This window comes from Stenotrophomonas sp. TWI377, assembly GCF_039674525.1.
GTDB lineage: Bacteria > Pseudomonadota > Gammaproteobacteria > Xanthomonadales > Xanthomonadaceae > Stenotrophomonas.
In genome coordinates this window covers 170,064-188,076 of the sequence record NZ_JBDJNT010000003.1, presented here as the reverse complement: position 1 = coordinate 188,076, position 18,013 = coordinate 170,064, and the positions used below count along the sequence as shown (strand labels likewise).

The window sequence follows — 18,013 nt, the reverse complement described above, 5'->3', positions numbered from 1 at the left end:
CCGGGTCCGCCATTGAAAAGGCCGGGTTATTCACCCGGCCTTTGTCATTACTTCGTCAATTTTGCCAGCAGCGCGTCCTTGTCGAGGACCTCCGCTTCGGCGGCATTGCGCGCGCGGTACTCGAACGTGCCGGCGGCGACGCCGCGTTCGGACACCACGATCCGGTGCGGGACGCCGATCAGTTCCATGTCGGCGAACATCGCGCCCGGGCGCAGGCCGCGGTCATCCAGCGCCACATCCAGGCCGGCGGCCTGCAACTGCGCAAGCAGCTCGGCGGCGGTGGACGACACGGTCTCGTCCTGCTTCGGATTGATCATGCAGACCACGACCTGCCACGGCGCCATCGCGTCCGGCCAGATAATTCCGGCATCGTCGTGATTCTGTTCGATCGCCGCCGCCACGATGCGCGAAATGCCGATGCCGTAGCAGCCCATCGCCAACACCGCAGCCTTGCCGTTTTCGTCAAGCACGGTCGCATTCAACGCCTGCGCATACTGGCGGCCGAGCTGGAACACATGGCCGACTTCGATGCCGCGCGCGATCTTGAGTTCACCGCCATCGGCGGCACGATCACCGGCCTTGGCGTTGCGGATGTCCGCCACTTCCGGTTCGGGCAGGTCGCGGCCCCAGTTGACGCCGGCGATATGGGCACCGGCTTCGTTGGCACCGATGACGAAATCGGCCAGCGCGGCGACGTCGCGGTCGGCCACGATGCGGATCGGCTGGGCCGGATTGAGCGGGCCGAGGAAGCCCGGCTCGCTGCCCAGATGCGTGGCGATCTCCGCCTCGCTGGCCATGCGGTAGCCCTGCAGACCCTCGACCTTGCCCAGCTTGATTTCATTGACGTCGTGATCGCCGCGCACCAGCGCCAGCACGAAGCCGGCCTCGCTCATGATCGCGACCGACTTGACGGTGCGCTCCAGGCCCAGGCCGAGCAGGGCGGCGACGGCTTCGCAGGTCTTCTGCGTGGGCGTATCGATCCTGCGCAGCGCTTCGCTGGCGGCCGGGCGCTCGCCCGGGGCCGCGGCGATGGCCGCTTCCATGTTGGCCGCGAAATCCGAGCCGGTGGAAAACACCAGCGCGTCTTCGCCCGACTCGGCGATCACGTGGAATTCCTGCGAGGCGTCGCCACCGATCGCGCCGGAGTCGGCCTGCACCATGCGGAAATCCAGGCCCAGGCGGGTGAAGATGCGGCTGTAGGCCGACTTCATGTTTTCGTATTCGCGCACCAGGCACGCATCGTGCAGGTGGAAGGAATAGGCATCCTTCATCAGGAATTCGCGCGAGCGCATCACGCCGAAGCGCGGGCGGATCTCATCGCGGAACTTGGTCTGGATCTGGAAGAAATTGACCGGCAGCTGCTTGTAGCTGGACAGCTCCTGGCGCGCGAAGTCAGCGGCAGCCTCTTCCGCGGTCGGGCTATAGCAGAACACCTGCTCCTTGCGATCCTTGAGCTTCAGCAGCTGCGGGCCGAACTTTTCCCAGCGGCCGGTGGCTTCCCACAGTTCCTTGGGCTGGATGGTCGGAATCTGGAATTCCACCGCGCCGGCCCGCTCCATTTCCTCACGCACGATGCGCTCGACCTTGCGCAGCACGCGCAGGCCCAGCGGCGACCAGGTGTACAGCCCCGAGGCCAGCTTGCGGATCATGCCCGCGCGCAGCATCAAGCGGTGGCTGGTCAGCTCCGCGTCGCTGGGGGTTTCCTTGGTGGTGTGCAGGTGGAACTGGGAGAGGCGCATCGTCGGCTTCGCTGAACGGCAGAAGCCGATATTCTGCCAGTCCGGCCGCCGCGATGGGTGTTGCCGTTGGTTTTGGCCGCCTCGACGGGGCCGGTGGCTCAGGCCTTGGGGGTGCAGTAGGCCTGGATGGCGGCCTCGGCCAGGGTCTTCTGGGCGCTGCGCTGCTCGTCGGTCAGGGCGGTATCGGCCGTGCCGTCGCCATCGGCGTCCTGCATGACCTTGCCCGGCCCGTTGAGCAGGGTGAGATTGCCGCGGGCGTCGGTGCAGGCCTTGTTCTCGGCCGGGGCGGCGGCGGTCTCGCGCGGGAGCGGGTCCCGGTTCTCGACCTGGCGGGCCTCGTACTTCTGCCCGGCCGGTGGCTTCTCCGAATACTGGGTGACGCCGTTGGCATCTTTCCACTTGTAGACAGTGCCGGCGCTGGCCGTGGCGCTGGCGAGCAGCAGCAGGCCGCTCAGACGGGACAGGGCACGCATGGCAACTCCGGCAACGGGGCAGAACCGCGATTGCAGCACCCCGGGCCGGTGCTGGCAAGCTAAACTGGCCGCATGGATCAGATGAAACCCCCGCCGCGCTCGCGCAGCATTTACCTGCTGCCCAACCTGTTCACCACCGCAGGCCTGTTCGCCGGCTTCTACGCGATCATCGCCGCGGCCAACGGCGACTTCGTGAATGCCGCGGTCGCGGTGTTTGTCGCGGCGGTCATGGACGGCCTGGACGGCCGCGTGGCCCGCCTGACCGGCACCAGCAGCGAATTCGGCGTGCAGTACGACTCGCTGGCCGATCTGGTCAGCTTCGGCATGGCCCCGGCCCTGGTGATGTACCACTGGTCGCTGTCCTGGCTGAAGTTCGACGACCCGGTGATGGGCCGCGTCGGCTGGGCGGTCGCCTTCCTGTATGCCGCCTGCGCCGCGCTGCGCCTGGCCCGTTTCAATACCCAGGTCAGCGTGGTCGATAAACGCTGGTTCATCGGCCTGGCCAGCCCGGCCGCCGCGGGCCTGATGATGTCCTTCGTCTGGGCCTTCGCCGATGGCAACCTCGGCTGGGACGGCAACCAGCTGCGCTATGTCGCGCTGGGCGTGACCCTGGTGGCGGCGCTGCTGATGGTGAGCCGGATCCGGTTCTGGAGCTTCAAGGGCAGTGGCGAGAAAGGACCGCGCGCCGATCGCGTGCCGTTCCTGGCGCTGGCCCTGGTGCCGATCGCCATCGCGATCATGGTCATCGATCTGCCGCGCGTGCTGTTCGCGGTAGGCGTGGTGTATGCCTTGTCCGGCCCGTGCTACTGGGCGTGGCAGCGCACCCGCAAGACGGTCGAGCCGAACGCGTGAGCGGACAGGCGCTGCCGCCATTGTGGTCGCCGGCGCAGCAGTCCTGGCTGCAGGCGATGGGCTATACGGTGTTCGTCGACGGCAGTGTCGAGCCGGAGGCCGCTGCCGTACCTGATGTGCAGCTCAGCGCGGCGCCGCTCGCAGAGTCGTCCGTGCCCGTGCGCCAGTCGCGGCCGGCACCGGCGGTGGATGCGCCCGCACCGGTGCGCCGAAGCGCGCCGCGCACGGTCGAAGAAGGCGCGCCGCCGCCCGTTCCGGCGGCCACGCCGGCACGCGCAGGCGGAGGCCGCCGCGCCGCGGTGCGGATGCCCGATCGCCTGCAGATCGCCCTGCTACGCGCCTCCGGCTGCAACCCGGCCGAGCCGGACACCCAGGCCTTGATGGCCAGCTGGAACCTGGATGAACTGCGCAGCAGCGCCGCCGCCAAGCGCGCGTTGTGGCCGCAGCTGCGCGCCCTGCGCAAACGGGGCCGGTCGTGAGTGCGGTGAGCTCGCCGCGGCCGTTGTCGCTGCGCGCGCTGCGCGAAAGCGACCTCAATGCGGTGATGGCCATCGAGGTGCGCGGTTACCCGTATCCGTGGACCCGTGGCATCTTCCAGGACTGCCTGCGTGCCGGTTATCCCGGCCTGGCGATGGAAGAGGACGGCCTGCTGATGGGCTATGGCCTGCTCAGCATCGCTGCCGATGAAGCCCATATCCTCAACATCTGTGTGGACCCGCTGTGCCAGTCCCGTGGCCACGGCCGCTACCTGCTGCGCGCGCTGGTGAAGCTGGCACGCGACCATGGCGCGCACCGCGTGTTCCTGGAAGTGCGCCCGTCCAATACCTCGGCCGTGGCCCTGTACCACAGCGAAGGGTTCAATGAGATCGGCCGCCGGCCGCGCTATTACCCCGCCCGCGACGGGCGCGAGGATGCGCTGGTGATGGCGATCGAGCTGGTCGACGACGACATCCAGGTGATGCCGCCGCTCTGACGTCCCGATGTAGAGCCACCCCATGGGTGGCTGCTGTTCGATCCGGCCCGTACGGGGTGTGGCTGTCGGAGACAGGCGCAGCCACCCATGGGGTGGCTCTACGTGATCCGCAGCACCACTGCCCCGAGCACGATCAGGCCGGCGGCGATCCAGCGCTGGCGGGTGACCCGTTCGTGCAGGATCCAGGCCGAGATCAGGATGCCGAACAGGATCGAGGTTTCGCGCAGCGCGGCGATCATCGCAACCGGCGCGACGGTCATGGCCCACAGCGCCAGGCCGTAGGAGATCAGTGTCCCGAACCCGCCCACGATGCCGTAGGCCCAGTTGCGGCGCGCATAGTCACGCAGCGCGCCGGCGCGGGTGCACAGCGCCCACAGGGGCAGGGGCAGGCCGGAGAGCAGGAACAGCCACAGGGTGTAACTCACCGCGGCGCCCGAGTGGCGCGCGCCCCAGGCATCGACCAAGGTGTAGGTGGCGATGACGCCGGCATTGAGCAACGGCAGCCACAGATGCTGGCGCGAGGTGCCGCGGGTCATGCACAGGATGCCCAGGCAGATCAGCGCGATTCCGCTCCACGCGATCCACGCCAGGCGCTCGCCCAGAAACAGCGTGCTGATCAGCGCCACCAGGATCGGCGCGCAGCCGCGCATCAGCGGGTAGGACGCGCTCATGTCGGTCAATTGGTAGGTACGTGCGACGAGGACGTAATACCCGACCTGGAGCAGGGTCGAGGTCGCCAGCCATGGCCAGCTCTGCGCGGCGGGTGTGGGCATGAACGGCAGCGCGATCGCGGCGATCACCGCCGCCGAGCCGGTGACCAGGATCGTGGTCAGCAGCGTGTCGGTGCCGCGTTTGACGATCGCGTTCCAGCTGGCATGCAGCAGGGCGGCGAACAGCACGATGCAGAAGAGGGACAGCGACATCGTGTCGGCGGTCATTCAATCCGTGGACGAACCCGCATCATGCCGCAGATGGGCAGCCATCGCGCTCGAAAGCGCGCGGGCCGGGCCCTACCTACGTTATCGGCCCAGGGTAGAGCCACCCCATGGGTGGCTGCACGCCATCCCGCCCCGGAAGGCAGCCACGCATGGCGTGGCTCTACCCTGGCCCCGCAGAAGCAGCCACGCATGGCGTGGCTCTACCCGTGCGCTTACAGCTTCGCGCGCTGCGAGCGCAGGCCATCCAGCTGGGCGGTCCATTCGACCAGGCGCACGCGCTCCTGCTCGACCACGGCCGCGGGCACCTTGTCGGTGAACTTGGCCAGCTTGGTCTCGCTCTTTTCCTTCTCCGATTCCACCCGGGCGATTTCCTTGTCCAGGCGCGCGCGTTCGGTGCCCAGGTCGACCAGGCCCTCCAGCGGCACCAGCAGGGTGAGATCGCCCACGATCGCAGCGGCGGCCGGCGGCGTGTCGCTGCCGTTGGCCAGCCATTCGATGCGCTCCAGCTTGAGCAGGAACGACAGCGACGAGGTGAAACGGGTCATGCGCGCGCGGTCGTCGTCGTTGCCACCCTGCAGCAGCAGCGGCACCAGCTTGGACGGCGGCACGTTCAACTCGCTGCGCACGCGGCGCAGCGCGTTGACCATCGACTTCAGCCATTCCACGTCGGCTTCGGCACGGGCGAAATCACCCGCGAACTCCTCGGCGGTCGGGTACGGACGCAGCGAGATGGTGTCGTCGGTGATGCCCAGGCGCGGGGCGACCTGGCGCCACAACTGCTCGGTGACGAACGGGGTCAGCGGGTGCAGCAGGCGCAGCAGCGCTTCGAGCACGTACAGCAGGGTGTGGCGGGTGCTGTTGGCGTCATCGGCGTCGGCACCGTTGAGGGCCGGCTTGGTCAGTTCCAGGAACCAATCGCAGAACTCGTTCCAGGCGAATTCGTACAGGCACTGCGCCAGCAGATCGAAGCGGTAGTTGGCGTAATGCGTCTGCGCTTCGGCCGAGACCGCGGCCAGGCGCGCCAGAATCCAGCGCTCGGCATCGGTACGCGGCTGCGGCACGCCGGTGAAGCTGCTGCCCTCGGTGTTCATCAGGGTGAAGCGGCTGGCGTTCCACAGCTTGTTGCAGAAGTTCTTGTAGCCCTCGGCGCGGTTCATGTCGAACTTGATATCGCGGCCGTGGGTGGCCAGCGCGGCGATGGTGAAGCGCAGCGCATCGGCACCGTGGGCGATGATGCCCTCGGGGAATTCGCGGCGGGTCGCCTTCTCGATCTTCGGCGCGTCCTTGGGCTTCATCAGGCCGGTGGTGCGCTTGGCGACCAGGTCCTCGATGGAGATGCCATCGATGATGTCCAGCGGGTCGAGCACGTTGCCCTTGGACTTGGACATCTTCTGGCCCTGCGCATCGCGGATCAGGCCGGTGATGTAGACGTCCTTGAACGGAATCTTCCCGGTGAAGCTGTCGGTGGCCATGATCATGCGGGCCACCCAGAAGAAGATGATGTCGAACCCGGTGATCAGCACCGACGACGGCAGGTAGCGCTCGAAACCGCGCGCGTCCATCGCCTGCTCGTTCGGCCAGCCCAGCGTGGAGAACGGCCACAGCTGCGAGGAGAACCAGGTCTCCAGCACGTCGCTGTCCTGGTGCAGGGCGACATCGGCGGCAAGATTGTTCTTCGCGCGGGCCTCGGCTTCATCACGGCCGACATAGCAGTTGCCCGCGTCGTCGAACCACGCCGGAATGCGGTGGCCCCACCACAGCTGGCGGCTGATGCACCAATCCTGGATGTTCTCCATCCAGTGGCGGTAGGTGTTGATCCAGTTGGCCGGCACGAACTGGATGCTGCCGTTCTCGACCAGCTCCAGGCCACGCTTGGCCAGCACGTCCATCTTCACGAACCACTGGTCGGTGAGGTACGGCTCGATCACCTGCTGGGTACGATCACCGCGCGGCACCTGCAGCTTGTGTGCACGGGTCTCGACCAGGATGCCGAGGTCTTCCAGCTCGGCCAGGATCACCTTGCGCGCTTCGTAACGGTCCAGCCCGCGGTACTTCTCCGGGGCGTTGTCGTTGATCGCCGCCACCGGGGTGAACAGGTTGATCATCGGCAGGTTGTGGCGCAGGCCGACCTGGTAATCGTTGAAATCGTGCGCGGGGGTGACCTTGACCACACCGGTACCGAACTCGCGGTCGACGTAATCATCGGCGATCACCGGGATCTCGCGGTCGGTCAGCGGCAGCTTCACCATTTTGCCGATCAGGTGCGCATAGCGCTCGTCTTCCGGGTGCACCATCACGGCGGTATCGCCGAGCATGGTTTCCGGGCGGGTGGTGGCCACGGTCAGGGTGCCGCTGCCATCGGCCAGCGGGTAGCTGATCGACCACAGGAAGCCGTCTTCCTCAACGCTTTCCACTTCCAGATCGGAGATGGCGGTCTTCAGCACCGGATCCCAGTTGACCAGGCGCTGGCCACGGTAGATCAGGCCCTGCTCGTGCCAGCGCACAAACGCCTCGACCACCGCTTCGGACGGCTGCGGGTCCATGGTGAAGGTGCTGCGCGACCAGTCGCTGGAGGTGCCCAGACGGCGCATCTGGCGCTCGATGGTGTCACCGGACTGCGCCTTCCACTCCCACACCTTCTCGATGAAGCCGTCGCGGCCCAGCGAATCGCGGGTCTCGCCGGTGTTGGCCAGCGCCAGGTTGCGCGACACCACCATCTCGGTGGCGATGCCGGCGTGGTCGGTACCCACCTGCCACAACGTGTCGTAGCCGCGCATCCGGTGGTAGCGCACCAGCGCATCCATCAGGGTCTGCTGGAAGGCATGGCCCATGTGCAGCGTGCCGGTCACGTTCGGCGGCGGCAGCAGGATGGTGTACGGCTCGCCCTTGCCGGACGGCTTGAAATGGCCGGCCTTCTCCCACGCGTCGTACAGCGCGGTTTCAAAGGTTTTCGGGTCGTAGCTGGAGGCGAGTTGGGTCATGCGGGAACCAGGATCGAATACGGAAGGTGGGGGTGCCGGAAGCTCAGCGCCCGAAGGCGCGGCGGATCTTCTGGTCGGTATGGAACTGTGAGACCGCGTAGGCGGCCCAGATCGCGGCGGGCAGCCAGCCAGACAAGGACAGCCGACTGACAGTCGGCTCTACCTTCGAGACGTTGAGGATGCCTGTGATCGGGCGGCCGATGGTGAAGAAGGCGAACCAGGGAAAGATCAGGGCGATCAACAGGCGCATCAAGGGTCTCCGGGGGCGGCGGCGACCGGACGGGCGCCGCGCGGGTTACATGTCGTACTTGTTCAGGTCAAAGCCCAGTGCCTTGTACTGGCGCCAGCGTTCGCGCAGCGGTTCGCGCGCCTCCGGGTCAGCCGGCACCACTTCCAGCACGCGGTCGCAGGCTGCCAGATAGGGATCGTCGCGCAGGTTGATCACCAGCGGCCGGGCCGGGGCCTCGGTGCCGGGCACGGCGATCAGCACCAGCGCCTCTTCCTCGTCCATGTCTTCGCCGGCGATCTGGTGCGGGATGTAGGCATCGTTGTCGAACGCCCACAGCAGCTCGTCCAGCTCTTCGGCCTGGGCCTGGTCGCGTGCCAGCACCAGGGTGAACAGCCCGGCGTCATTGGCCTTGCGGGCCAGTTCGCAGACCAGGCGCAATGGCTCGGTCAGGAAGCGGGGCTTGGCGATCAGGTAGAAATCAGCACGGGACATGGCAGGGCCTGGAGCGGAGGGAGAACCCGGCGCCAGGCCGGGCGGGACCGCGGCCACCCGCAGGCGGCCGCGATCGGGCAGGGCATCAGGCGCGGGCGACCTGGTCCAGCAGCCACTGGCTCAGCAGGCCGACCGGGCGGCCGGTGGCCATGCCGCGCTTGCCTTCGTCGCTGGCCACGCCGGCGATGTCCAGATGGGCCCAGCGCTGGCCTTCGGCGAAGCGCGACAGGAAACAGCCCGCGGTGATCGCACCGGCCCAGCGGCCGCCGATGTTGTAGATATCGGCGAAGCTGGAATCCAGCATCGGCTGGTACTCGTCCCACAGCGGCAGGCGCCAGGCGCGGTCGAACACATGCTCACCGGCGGCCAGCAGCTCGTTGGCCAGGTCGTCGTGCTTGGTCATCAGGCCGGCGGTCTGGTGGCCCAGCGCGACCAGGCAGGCACCGGTCAGGGTGGCCACGTCGATCAGCGCGGCCGGCTCGAAGCGCTGCGCGTAGGTCAGGGCGTCGCACAGGATCAGGCGGCCTTCGGCGTCGGTGTTGCCCACTTCGATGGTCTTGCCCGACATCGAGGTGATCACGTCCGAGGGGCGGTAGGCATTGCCGTCGATGGCGTTTTCCACCGCCGGCACCACCACCACCAGGTTCAGCGGCAGCTTGGCCGTGACGGCCGCGACGAAGGTGCCGATGACGTTGGCGCCACCGCACATGTCGTACTTCATCTCTTCGATGCCGCCCTGGGTCTTCAGGTTGACGCCACCGGTATCGAAGGTGATGCCCTTGCCGACCAGCACGTAGGGCTTGGCGTCGCCGCCGTTGTTCCACTTCAGCACCACCAGGTGCGGGCGGTTGGCCGAGCCACGGGCCACGGCCAGCAGCGAGCCCATGCCCAGCGCTTCCATCTGCTGTTCGTCCAGTACCTCCGCTTCGGCGCCTTCATGCGCCTGCGCGAACGCGACCGAGGACTCGGCCAGGTAGGCCGGGGTGCAGACGTTCGGCGGCAGGTTGCCCAGCTCGCGGGCGTACTGCACGCCGGCGGCGATGGCCTGGCCCTGGGCCAGCGCCTGGGTGTCGGTGCCGGCGATGGCCAGCGTGGTCAGGCCCGGCTCGTCGGCCTTCTTCTTGCCCAGCGTGGCGCTGTAGCGGTAGGCGGCGTGGTCGGCGGTGATGATGGCCTGGCGGATGTTCCAGGCGGCATCGCGGCCCTTGACCTCGATCTCGGTCAGGGTGAACAGCGCGTGGTGGTTGACCCCGCTCTTCAGGGCGCGGCTGGCATCGCCGACCGCCTTGAGGTACTGCGGCACGCCGAATTTGGCCGGTTCGCCCAGCCCGACCACCAGCACGCGTGCGGCGGTGACGCCGGGCAGATCGTGCAGCAGCGTCGTGTTACCGGTCTTGCCGCCCACGTCGCCGCGGGCGATCAGGGCCGACAGGCGGCCACCGGACGCGGTGTCCAGGGCCTGTGCCGCCGGGCTCAGGGTCTGGTCGGCATAGGCGCCGACGATGACGCAATCGCACTCGGCCGAGGCCGGTGCTGCGTGGTTCAGGGTGAATTCCAGGGCCATTGATCAGATTCCGTTGGCAAATCCGTACAATCGCGAGCTGTTTACGTCCCGTCAGTAGACTGGGCAGCACCGCGAACGAATCCGAGAGTTTAAACCACCGCCCCATGTCGAAGCTCGATCGCTATCTCCTGCGTGATTTCGTCCAGAGTTTCCTGGCCACCCTGATCGTGTTGCTGGTGGTGAGCGTCGGTGGTGTCCTGGTGGACATCCTCGGCAACATCGCCGACGGCCGCCTGCCTGCCCGCCTGCTGTTCTCACAGCTGGGCCTGCAGTTCATCGTCTATATGCCGCTGATCCTGCCGCTGGCGCTGATGCTGGGCCTGCTGCTGGCCACGGCCCGGCTCTACCGGGACTCGGAAATGGCGGTCATCACCGCCATCGGCGTCGGCCCCAAGCGCCTGCTGCGCCCCCTGCTGATGCTGGTGGTGCCGGTGGTCGGCCTGATCGGGCTGTGCTCGCTGTGGCTGGGCCCCTGGGCCGACCGCACCGGCGAGACAATGATCGACGAGGCCAACCGCAGCGTGGTCATGGCGGGCCTGGAGGCGGGCAAGTTCACCTCCCTGCCCAATGGCGGCGTGGTTTACCTGTCTTCGGTCTCCCCGGACGGCACCCAGCTGGGCAAGGTCTTCCTGCAGCGCCAGAAGGAGGACCGCATCGAAGTGATCTCCGCCGATCACGGCCGGATGTACTTCGAGGGCGCCAAGCAACGCTATCTGGAGCTGGATGACGGCCACCAGGTGGAAGGCCCGGCCAACGGTGCGCTGGACTACAAGCTGATGACCTTCGCCCGCAACGACGTGGCCATGCCTGACGGCGCCGAGACCCGCAAGGACGACGACCCCGAACTGCTGCGCACCACCCAGCTGTTCGGCGATGAGCGCCCCGAGGCTCAGGCGCAGCTGCACTCGCGCATCGCCCCGCCGCTGATCGCGCTGGCCTTCGCCCTGATGACCCTGCCGCTGGCCCGCAGCTCGCCGCGCCAGCAGCGCTACGGCCGGATGATGCTGGCCTTCCTGGCCTATATGGTGGGCATGAACCTGATGTTCATCGGCACCCGCTGGATCGCCGATGGCAAGATTCCCGCCGTGGCGGGCCTGTGGTGGCTGACGCTGCCGTTGCTGGCCCTCGCCCTGTGGATGTATTTCCGCGACGGCAAACTGTCGCGTCCCCGGAGGACCGCATGAACGTGTTGCGCCCGATGCGGTTTGATCTGTACCTGGGCCGTGCCGTGTTCGGCACTGTCCTGCTGACCTGGGCGGTGCTGGTCGGCCTGGACGTGGTGATGGCCTTCTCCGGCGAGTTCAAGGACGTCGGCAAGGGCAGCTACACCCTCGGTCACGCGGCCGCCTGGGTGCTCTACACCGTGCCCCGCCGCGCCTATACCTTCTTCCCGACCGCCGCCGTGATCGGCGCGCTGATGGGCCTGGGCCAGCTGGCTGCCACCTCCGAACTCACTGCACTGCGCGCGCTGGGCCTGTCGCGCAAGCGGCTGAGCGTCTCGGTGGCGATCGCGCTGTCGCTGATGACCGCGGTGATGGTGTTCAGCGGCGAAACGCTGGGCCCGTGGGGCCAGAGCAAGGCCGACGACATCAAGATCAGCGCCAAGTGGGGCAGCAGCCTGAGCGCGGCCCGCTATTCGGGCGTGTGGGCGCGCGAAGGCGACACCTTCCTCAACGCCCAGAGCGGCGACGAGCAGTTGCAGGCCGGCGGGGGCACGCGGCTGATCCTGCACGACGTGCGCCTGTACAAGATCGCCGACGACGGCCGCCTGGCCTCGCTGACCTACGCCACCACCGCCGAACATGGCGCCGATGGCTGGGTATTGAACAAGGTCCGCCGCGACACGTTCGGTGAGCGGTCGGCAACGCGGGAGACGGCCGAATCCGAGCCGTGGAATTCACGCCTGGATGCGGCGGCGCTGGCCAGTGGTATCTCCAAGCCACGCAATCTGACGGCGATGGATCTGCGTACCAGCATCGAGTACCGCAAGCGCAATGGGTTGGATGCGCGCGATTACGAGGATGTGTACTGGAGCCGTTGGTTCTATCCGATCAATGTGTTGGCGTTGTGCCTGGCGGCGGTGCCGTTCGCGTTCGGTTCGCTGCGCAGTGGCGGTATGGGCAAGCGGTTGTTCCTGGGCATTCTGTTCGCGCTGGGCTTCTGGTTGTTGCAGTTGTTCTTCGGGCGCATGGCCGGTGCGTTGAAGTTCGATTACCGGATTGCGTATGCGTTGCCGCCGATTGTAATGATGGTGGTGTCCGGGTTGTTGTTCCGACGTAAGTCGGGCTGATTCATCTGCTCACACGCCAAACGCCAAACGCCAAACGCCAGAACCGAGGCCGAAGCCGAAGCCGAAGCGGCCACCATGGGCTGTCGAGCTAGGCGCGCCGGGCTCGCCTGTCCGGGACCCGCCGCATGAACATCCATGTTGGCTCGTGTGCTGCCATCCATGGCAGCACACGGTCCCGGCTTGGCAATCCCGTCGCGCCTCCGACAGTGTTCTGGTGGGGGTAGGGAGAGCAGGAGCAGCCGGGCATGGCCCGGCTCTACCGTTCTGACGGGTTGGCGAAGTGACGCTGTTCGTATTGAATCTTGGCGACTGAGCGACTGAGCGACTGAGCGACTGAGCGACTGAGCGACTGAGCAATTGATCGACGAAGGCTTGATCGATTCAGCGAAGGTACGACTTCGCTATGAAGATTGCGCTCCTTACGCGTCTTGATCGCGAGAGCCGGTACTGAGTGCGAAACGTCGGTCACGCAACAAATCCGCCTTGATCAACCGCACTTCGCAATCTGTCAATGCGGAGAGGCGCAGCCCATTTCAGGGCCGTAGTGCGCCATGGATGGCGCACTACGAGCTTACATGGGTGAGGGCGGATCGCTTGCGAGGCACTGCCTCGCATCCGACCGAACGCACAGCCGCCAGCGGCTGGGCCGGGCCGCGGAGCGGGACTTGCAGCGGGCCCAGAAATGGGTTGCGCCTCTCCGCAAACGCACAGAAAACAGAGGCGCTGCTTTCAGCGCTGTTCTGGAAGGCTTTAGAGCGTCAGTGCGTCAGTGCGTCAGCGCGTCAGTACTTCGGCAGCCGAACAACCCGCGTCCCGCTGGCCCGGTCATGCCAGGTCAACCGCTGCCGATCCACCAGCGCCCACCAGAACCCCAGGCCGGCCGTCAGCACCGACAGGGACCCCACCGCATACCGCAGCCACAACTGCCTGCGCGTCGGCACCGTGCCGTCCAGCGACACCACCCGCAACCGCCACGGCCGCATCCCCAGCGTCTGCCCGCCGCGGCGCCAACTCATCGTCGCGTACAGGCCTGTCACGACCCAGCAGCATGCCCACAACGCCCACTGCCACGCGCTGAACGGGGCGATGTTCTCCCGCGCTGCGTGACCGCTGATCGTGTAGACCGCCACGAACACCGCCCCCAGCAGCATCCACAGCGCCAGGGCGGGGAAGAAGTCGTACAACAGTGACAACAGCCGCCACAGCAGCAACGATGCAGGGCGATCAGCAGCGGGGGACGACAGCGCGGTATCGGTCATGACCCGGAGCATACCCGGCCCGCTGCCCGCGTTCGATGGCCCACGCACGGCCTGCTCCGTATGCTGTGCGCATGTCCGATGCCACCACCCCCGCACTGCGCCGCCAGCTCATCCAGCACCTGCCCGAGCTGCGCAACGACGACAACGTCCGCATCCAGCGCTTCCTCGACACGGCCTGGGCCGAACACGGCCTCGCGCGTGCCAGTCTGGACAGCTACCGGCGCGATCTGGAAGGTCTCGCGCGCTGGCGTGATGGCGCGGCCGGGGGGCTGGCCGGTCTCGATCGCGCCGGGCTGTTCGACTACCTGGCCTGGCGCTCCCGCCATGGCTGGTCGCCGCGCAGCAATGCCCGCCTGCTTTCCGCGCTGCGGGCCTTCTTCGCCGATGCGGTCCGCCGCGGCGAACGCAGCGATGACCCCAGTGCGTTGCTCGATCCGCCGAAGCTGCCGCGGCTGCTGCCCAAGGCGCTGGCCGAAAGCCAGATCGATGCGCTGTTGGCCAGTCCCGACATCGAGACGCCGCTTGGGCTGCGCGACCGCGCCATGCTGGAGCTGATGTATGCCGCCGGCCTGCGCGTCAGCGAACTGGTCAACCTGCCGGCCAATGCGGTGAATCTGCGCCAAGGTGTGCTGCGCGTGACCGGCAAGGGCAGCAAGGAACGGCTGGTTCCGCTGGGGGAAGAATCCCAGCACTGGCTCGAACGTTATCTGGCCGAATCGCGCCCGCAGCTCACCGGCAAGCGCAACGTGCCGACGCCACAGGACGGCGCTGTGCCGATGTTTTTGGAGCCCTCCCTGCATCCCTTGAGCCGCCAGCAGTTCTGGGGGCTGGTGAAGAAGTACGCGGTGCTGGCCGGGATCGACCCCGCCCGGATCAGTCCCCATGGCCTGCGCCACAGCTTCGCCACCCACCTGCTCAACCGGGGCGCCGATCTGCGCGCCCTGCAGATGCTGCTCGGCCACAGTTCGCTGTCCACCACCCAGATTTACACGCTGGTGGCCCGCGAGCACCTGCAGAAGCTGCACGCCAAGCACCACCCGCGCGGCTGAGGCGGGGCCAAACGCGGCCGCGCCGTTCCACTGCGGTCCAGCTGCGTGAGCAGGCAGCTGTGCGAGAATCCAGCCTGACCTCTTACACCGGAATGCTCGATGCTCCGTGTTGCCATTGCGGCGCTCTTCGGCGCGCTCAGCCTGTCTGCCTGCGCGCAGCAACCGTCCGCTCCGGCGGCCAAGACCACTGCCGCCACCCCGGCCGCTGCCGGTGATGCCGACCAGCGCGTGCGCACCGCGCTGCAGCAGCTGGACCCCACCTTCAAGCCTGATTTCATCGGGGCCGCGCCGTTTGCCGGTTTCCGCGAGGTGCTGGTCGGAGGCCAGGTGCTGTACGTCTCTGATGACGGCCGCTACCTGATGCAGTCCCAGCCGTACGACATCCAGAACAAGGCGCCGGTCAGCAGCCAGGGCCTGCTCAGCTACCGCCGCAAGCTGCTCGATGGCGTGCCGCACAACGAGCGCATCGTGTTTGCCGCGCCGAATGCCAAGTACACCGTCAGCGTCTTCACCGACATCGAGTGCGGCTACTGCCGCAAGCTGCACCAGGACATCGCCGAGCTCAACCGCAACGGCATCACCGTGGAATACCTGGCCTTCCCGCGCATGGGCCTGGGCAGCCAGGACTACACCGACATGATCTCGGTCTGGTGCGCTGCCGACCGCAAGCAGGCCCTGACCGCCGCCAAGACCGGCAAGGCCGTCACCCCGAAGAACTGCACCAATCCGGTGGCCATGCAGTACAAGCTCGGCCAGCAGATGGGCGTCAACGGCACCCCGGCGATCTTCGCCGCCGATGGCACCCAGCTCGGTGGCTACCTGCCGCCGGCGCAGCTCAAGGCCGCGCTGGAGCGCGTCTCGGCAGGCGGCAGCCGCTGAAGACAGAACGCCCCGGCCAGGCCGGGGCGTTTTCGTTGTTGCGATCAACGCGACGCGTCCCTGCGGGATCCGCGAGGCAGCGCCCCGTGTCAGGCGGGCTTACTTCAAGCCGTCACTGATCGCCTTGGTCAGGGTGCCCTGCGCATCATCGCCGCTGAACTCCCAGAAGAATGCACCGCCCAGGCCCTGTGCTTTCACATAGCCCATCTTCTCGGTGACCATCGCGGGCGTATCCAGACTCCAGAACGTGGTGCCGTTGGAGATCCACGTGGCCTTGGCGACGTTGTCGGTGTACACCGGCCAGTTGAGGGTCTTCAGCACCTTCCAATCTTCGATACCGGCTTCGTACGTGCCCGGTGCCGCGCCGCTGGCGCTCTTGTAGAGCCCATTGTTGCCGCTGGCCACGCCGGTCCAGCCACGCCCGTAGTAGCCGATGCCCAGGTTCAACTTGCTGGCCGGTACCCCGCGGCTGAGGAAGGCTTCCATCGCATCGTTGCTGTTGTAGAGCTTCTGGTCGCCGGTGGAGGGATCAGCCGGTGAATCGAACAGGGCCGAGTGATGGTTGGTCTGCGGATCCCATGCGCCGTGGAAGTCGTAGGTCATCACGTTGATGAAATCCAGATACGGGTGGTAGCTGGCCGGATCGGTCACCCGGATCTTGTCCACGCCTGCGCCCACGGCCACCGTCAGCAGCAGGCCGGGCCGCACCGCATCAAGCTGGCGGCGGAATTCGGCCAGCAGCGCGGTGAAGTTGGCGTTGTCGGCCGGCGTCCCGCAGCTCAGCCCGCACGCCACCGGGTACTCCCAGTCGATGTCGATGCCGTCGAACACGCCGAGCGCCGCACCCGCACCACCCGCACCATCGGCCACCGGCAGGTTGCCTTTGATGTAGGCGTCGATGCACGAGGCCACGAACGCCTGCCGGTTGGCCGGCTGCGCCGCGCTGGAGAAGCCGCGCGACCAGGTCCAGCCGCCCAGCGAGATCAGCACTTTCACGTTCGGGTGTTTGGCTTTGAGCTGCTTGAGCTGGTTCCAGTTGCCACGCAGTGGCTGGTCCCAGGTGTCGCCCGTGCCGCTCACGCTGTCGCCGGCCGCGAAGGATTTGCCGTAATCGGCGTAGGCATCGCCGCCCACGCCGGTGTTCGGGTCGGAGGCCTGGGTCACGCCGACTTCGCAGCGGTTGTTGCGCACGTTGCCGAAGGCGTAATTGATGTGGGTCAGCTTCGCCGCCGAGCCGCTGGTGTCGATGTTCTTGACCTGGTAATTGCGGCCGTAGATGCCCCACTGGGTGAAGTAGCCGATCACCCGCTTGGCGCCCCCCCCGCCGCCACCGGCGGCCGTGGTTACGCTGATCGAGCCGCTCTGCGCCGAGGCGTTGCCGGCGTTGTCGCGTGCCCGCACCGTGTAGGTATAGGCCGTGCTCGCGGCCAGGCCGCCATCGGTGTACTGGGTGGCACTGGGCGAGCCGACCAGGCTGCCGTTGCGGTACACGTCGTAGCCGGCCACGCCGCTGCCGCCGCTGTTGTCGGTGGCCGCGTTCCAGGCCAGGTTCACCGTCGTGGCGGTTCTGGACGGGGACGCCAATCCGCCCGGAACGCTGGGTGGCGTGGTGTCGTTGCTGGCCGCGGTGACGGTCACATTGACGGTGGCCGAAGAGGTCACGGCGTTGTTGTTGTCGGTCGCCACGGCTTTGAAGGTGTGGCTGCCGGCCGAGGCATTGCTCCAGACCACGCTGTAGGGGGCGCTGGTGTCGATGCCCAGCGAGGTGCCGCCGCGGAAGAACTCGACCTTGCTGATGCTGCCATCGGTATCGCTGGCATTGGCGCTCACCGTGATGCTGCTGCCGGCGGTGAAGCTGGCCCCGGCGGCGGGCGAGGTCAGCGCGACGCTGGGCGGCTGGTTGCTGCCGCTGCCATCGCAGGCACCGAGGTTGGTGTAGTAGGGCGCACCGGCCGGGTGGTCGGGTGGGGCGTTCCAGATGTCCTGGTTGGCGCGGTACAGCACGCCGCCTTTCTGCAGGGTCTGGCCCGCCAGATAGATGGCCGCGCCATTCCATTCGGGCGCCCCGGTACAGTTCGCGGCCTGCACCAGCGTGGGCGTGCCGGCGGCAGCGGCCAAGGCCAGCGCCAGCAACCAGCGCCGTCGGCGCGGACGCAGGGCGGGGGAGGAAAACGATGTCACTGCACGGCGCGCAATCGGGTCTGGCATGGTCGGTCTCCGATCAGGTGGGCGCATGCCGCCGGGATGGCGGCATGCGTGCAGCAGGTCCGGGCGCCGGTGAGAGAGGCCGGCAAC

The 18,013-nt window shown here is 67.3% G+C and carries 16 protein-coding genes; 7 read left to right on the top strand and 9 right to left on the bottom strand.

Annotated features, from left to right (window positions below):
* Nucleotides 1-47 precede the first annotated feature (47 nt).
* Nucleotides 48-1,739: a proline--tRNA ligase gene (locus tag ABE546_RS05395; protein ID WP_346462892.1), complete on the bottom strand. Its 1,692-nt coding sequence runs from the start codon at nt 1,737-1,739 to the stop codon at nt 48-50.
* Between the two features lie 98 nt (nt 1,740-1,837).
* The gene (locus tag ABE546_RS05390) at nt 1,838-2,212 is read right to left on the bottom strand and encodes a DUF4124 domain-containing protein (RefSeq protein ID WP_284128390.1); all 375 of its coding nucleotides are present in this window, start codon (nt 2,210-2,212) and stop codon (nt 1,838-1,840) included.
* A gap of 72 nt (nt 2,213-2,284) precedes the next feature.
* Here ABE546_RS05390 and pssA point away from each other — a divergent pair, with 72 nt between their 5' ends.
* Genes pssA through rimI form a run of 3 tightly spaced genes read left to right on the top strand, consistent with a single transcriptional unit; the run spans nt 2,285 to nt 4,037 of the window.
* Nucleotides 2,285-3,064, top strand: a complete 780-nt coding sequence (gene pssA, locus ABE546_RS05385; RefSeq protein ID WP_284128389.1) for a CDP-diacylglycerol--serine O-phosphatidyltransferase — start codon at nt 2,285-2,287, stop codon at nt 3,062-3,064.
* Nucleotides 3,061-3,543 carry a hypothetical protein gene (locus ABE546_RS05380; RefSeq protein WP_346462891.1) on the top strand — a complete coding sequence of 161 codons (483 nt, stop codon included), beginning with the start codon at nt 3,061-3,063 and terminating at the stop codon, nt 3,541-3,543. Before pssA ends, ABE546_RS05380 begins: the two co-directional genes overlap by 4 nt.
* A complete protein-coding gene (gene rimI / locus ABE546_RS05375; protein WP_121042847.1) occupies nt 3,540-4,037 on the top strand; it encodes a ribosomal protein S18-alanine N-acetyltransferase in 498 nt (165 codons plus the stop codon). The genes ABE546_RS05380 and rimI overlap by 4 nt, the downstream gene beginning before the upstream one ends.
* A 98-nt stretch (nt 4,038-4,135) precedes the next feature.
* Here rimI and ABE546_RS05370 read toward each other — a convergent pair whose 3' ends face one another.
* The 5 genes from ABE546_RS05370 to ABE546_RS05350 form a co-directional block, all read right to left on the bottom strand.
* The gene (locus ABE546_RS05370; protein WP_284128387.1) at nt 4,136-4,960 is read right to left on the bottom strand and encodes a DMT family transporter; all 825 of its coding nucleotides are present in this window, start codon (nt 4,958-4,960) and stop codon (nt 4,136-4,138) included.
* A gap of 227 nt (nt 4,961-5,187) precedes the next feature.
* Nucleotides 5,188-7,956, bottom strand: coding sequence for a valine--tRNA ligase (locus tag ABE546_RS05365; protein ID WP_346462890.1), 2,769 nt, complete (start codon nt 7,954-7,956; stop codon nt 5,188-5,190).
* Between the two features lie 43 nt (nt 7,957-7,999).
* Nucleotides 8,000-8,206 (bottom strand): YqaE/Pmp3 family membrane protein, encoded by a 207-nt coding sequence (locus ABE546_RS05360; RefSeq protein ID WP_313209222.1) that lies wholly within the window; start codon nt 8,204-8,206, stop codon nt 8,000-8,002.
* A 45-nt stretch (nt 8,207-8,251) separates the two neighbouring features.
* Nucleotides 8,252-8,677: a DNA polymerase III subunit chi gene (locus ABE546_RS05355; protein WP_019182556.1), complete on the bottom strand. Its 426-nt coding sequence runs from the start codon at nt 8,675-8,677 to the stop codon at nt 8,252-8,254.
* An 85-nt stretch (nt 8,678-8,762) separates the two neighbouring features.
* Nucleotides 8,763-10,241 (bottom strand): leucyl aminopeptidase, encoded by a 1,479-nt coding sequence (locus ABE546_RS05350; protein WP_313220012.1) that lies wholly within the window; start codon nt 10,239-10,241, stop codon nt 8,763-8,765.
* Between the two features lie 104 nt (nt 10,242-10,345).
* Here ABE546_RS05350 and lptF point away from each other — a divergent pair, with 104 nt between their 5' ends.
* A complete protein-coding gene (lptF, locus tag ABE546_RS05345) occupies nt 10,346-11,425 on the top strand; it encodes an LPS export ABC transporter permease LptF (protein ID WP_313209225.1) in 1,080 nt (359 codons plus the stop codon).
* On the top strand, nt 11,422-12,531 hold the full coding sequence (gene lptG, locus ABE546_RS05340; protein ID WP_313209226.1) for an LPS export ABC transporter permease LptG: 1,110 nt from the start codon (nt 11,422-11,424) through the stop codon (nt 12,529-12,531). The genes lptF and lptG overlap by 4 nt, the downstream gene beginning before the upstream one ends.
* Nucleotides 12,532-13,313: 782 nt before the next feature.
* On the opposite strand, the gene ABE546_RS05335 is transcribed toward lptG, so the two are convergent.
* The gene (locus ABE546_RS05335; protein ID WP_346462889.1) at nt 13,314-13,790 is read right to left on the bottom strand and encodes an RDD family protein; all 477 of its coding nucleotides are present in this window, start codon (nt 13,788-13,790) and stop codon (nt 13,314-13,316) included.
* Between the two features lie 71 nt (nt 13,791-13,861).
* Here ABE546_RS05335 and xerD point away from each other — a divergent pair, with 71 nt between their 5' ends.
* Together xerD and ABE546_RS05325 are read left to right on the top strand one after the other, a co-directional pair.
* A complete protein-coding gene (xerD, locus tag ABE546_RS05330; protein WP_346462888.1) occupies nt 13,862-14,839 on the top strand; it encodes a site-specific tyrosine recombinase XerD in 978 nt (325 codons plus the stop codon).
* A 99-nt stretch (nt 14,840-14,938) separates the two neighbouring features.
* A complete protein-coding gene (locus tag ABE546_RS05325; RefSeq protein WP_313209232.1) occupies nt 14,939-15,718 on the top strand; it encodes a thioredoxin fold domain-containing protein in 780 nt (259 codons plus the stop codon).
* 99 nt (nt 15,719-15,817) lie between these two features.
* On the opposite strand, the gene ABE546_RS05320 is transcribed toward ABE546_RS05325, so the two are convergent.
* On the bottom strand, nt 15,818-17,926 hold the full coding sequence (locus ABE546_RS05320) for a glycosyl hydrolase family 18 protein (protein ID WP_313209234.1): 2,109 nt from the start codon (nt 17,924-17,926) through the stop codon (nt 15,818-15,820).
* Nucleotides 17,927-18,013: the final 87 nt, after the last annotated feature.

Coding starts and splice junctions, on each gene's coding strand:
- ABE546_RS05395 (WP_346462892.1), bottom strand. CDS start 1,739: ATGCGCCTCTCCCAGTTCCACCTGCACACCACCAAGGAAACCCCCAGC.
- ABE546_RS05390 (WP_284128390.1), bottom strand. CDS start 2,212: ATGCGTGCCCTGTCCCGTCTGAGCGGCCTGCTGCTGCTCGCCAGCGCC.
- pssA (WP_284128389.1), top strand. CDS start 2,285: ATGGATCAGATGAAACCCCCGCCGCGCTCGCGCAGCATTTACCTGCTG.
- ABE546_RS05370 (WP_284128387.1), bottom strand. CDS start 4,960: ATGTCGCTGTCCCTCTTCTGCATCGTGCTGTTCGCCGCCCTGCTGCAT.
- ABE546_RS05365 (WP_346462890.1), bottom strand. CDS start 7,956: ATGACCCAACTCGCCTCCAGCTACGACCCGAAAACCTTTGAAACCGCG.
- ABE546_RS05360 (WP_313209222.1), bottom strand. CDS start 8,206: ATGCGCCTGTTGATCGCCCTGATCTTTCCCTGGTTCGCCTTCTTCACC.
- ABE546_RS05355 (WP_019182556.1), bottom strand. CDS start 8,677: ATGTCCCGTGCTGATTTCTACCTGATCGCCAAGCCCCGCTTCCTGACC.
- ABE546_RS05350 (WP_313220012.1), bottom strand. CDS start 10,241: ATGGCCCTGGAATTCACCCTGAACCACGCAGCACCGGCCTCGGCCGAG.
- lptF (WP_313209225.1), top strand. CDS start 10,346: ATGTCGAAGCTCGATCGCTATCTCCTGCGTGATTTCGTCCAGAGTTTC.
- lptG (WP_313209226.1), top strand. CDS start 11,422: ATGAACGTGTTGCGCCCGATGCGGTTTGATCTGTACCTGGGCCGTGCC.
- ABE546_RS05335 (WP_346462889.1), bottom strand. CDS start 13,790: ATGACCGATACCGCGCTGTCGTCCCCCGCTGCTGATCGCCCTGCATCG.
- xerD (WP_346462888.1), top strand. CDS start 13,862: ATGTCCGATGCCACCACCCCCGCACTGCGCCGCCAGCTCATCCAGCAC.
- ABE546_RS05325 (WP_313209232.1), top strand. CDS start 14,939: ATGCTCCGTGTTGCCATTGCGGCGCTCTTCGGCGCGCTCAGCCTGTCT.
- ABE546_RS05320 (WP_313209234.1), bottom strand. CDS start 17,926: ATGCCAGACCCGATTGCGCGCCGTGCAGTGACATCGTTTTCCTCCCCC.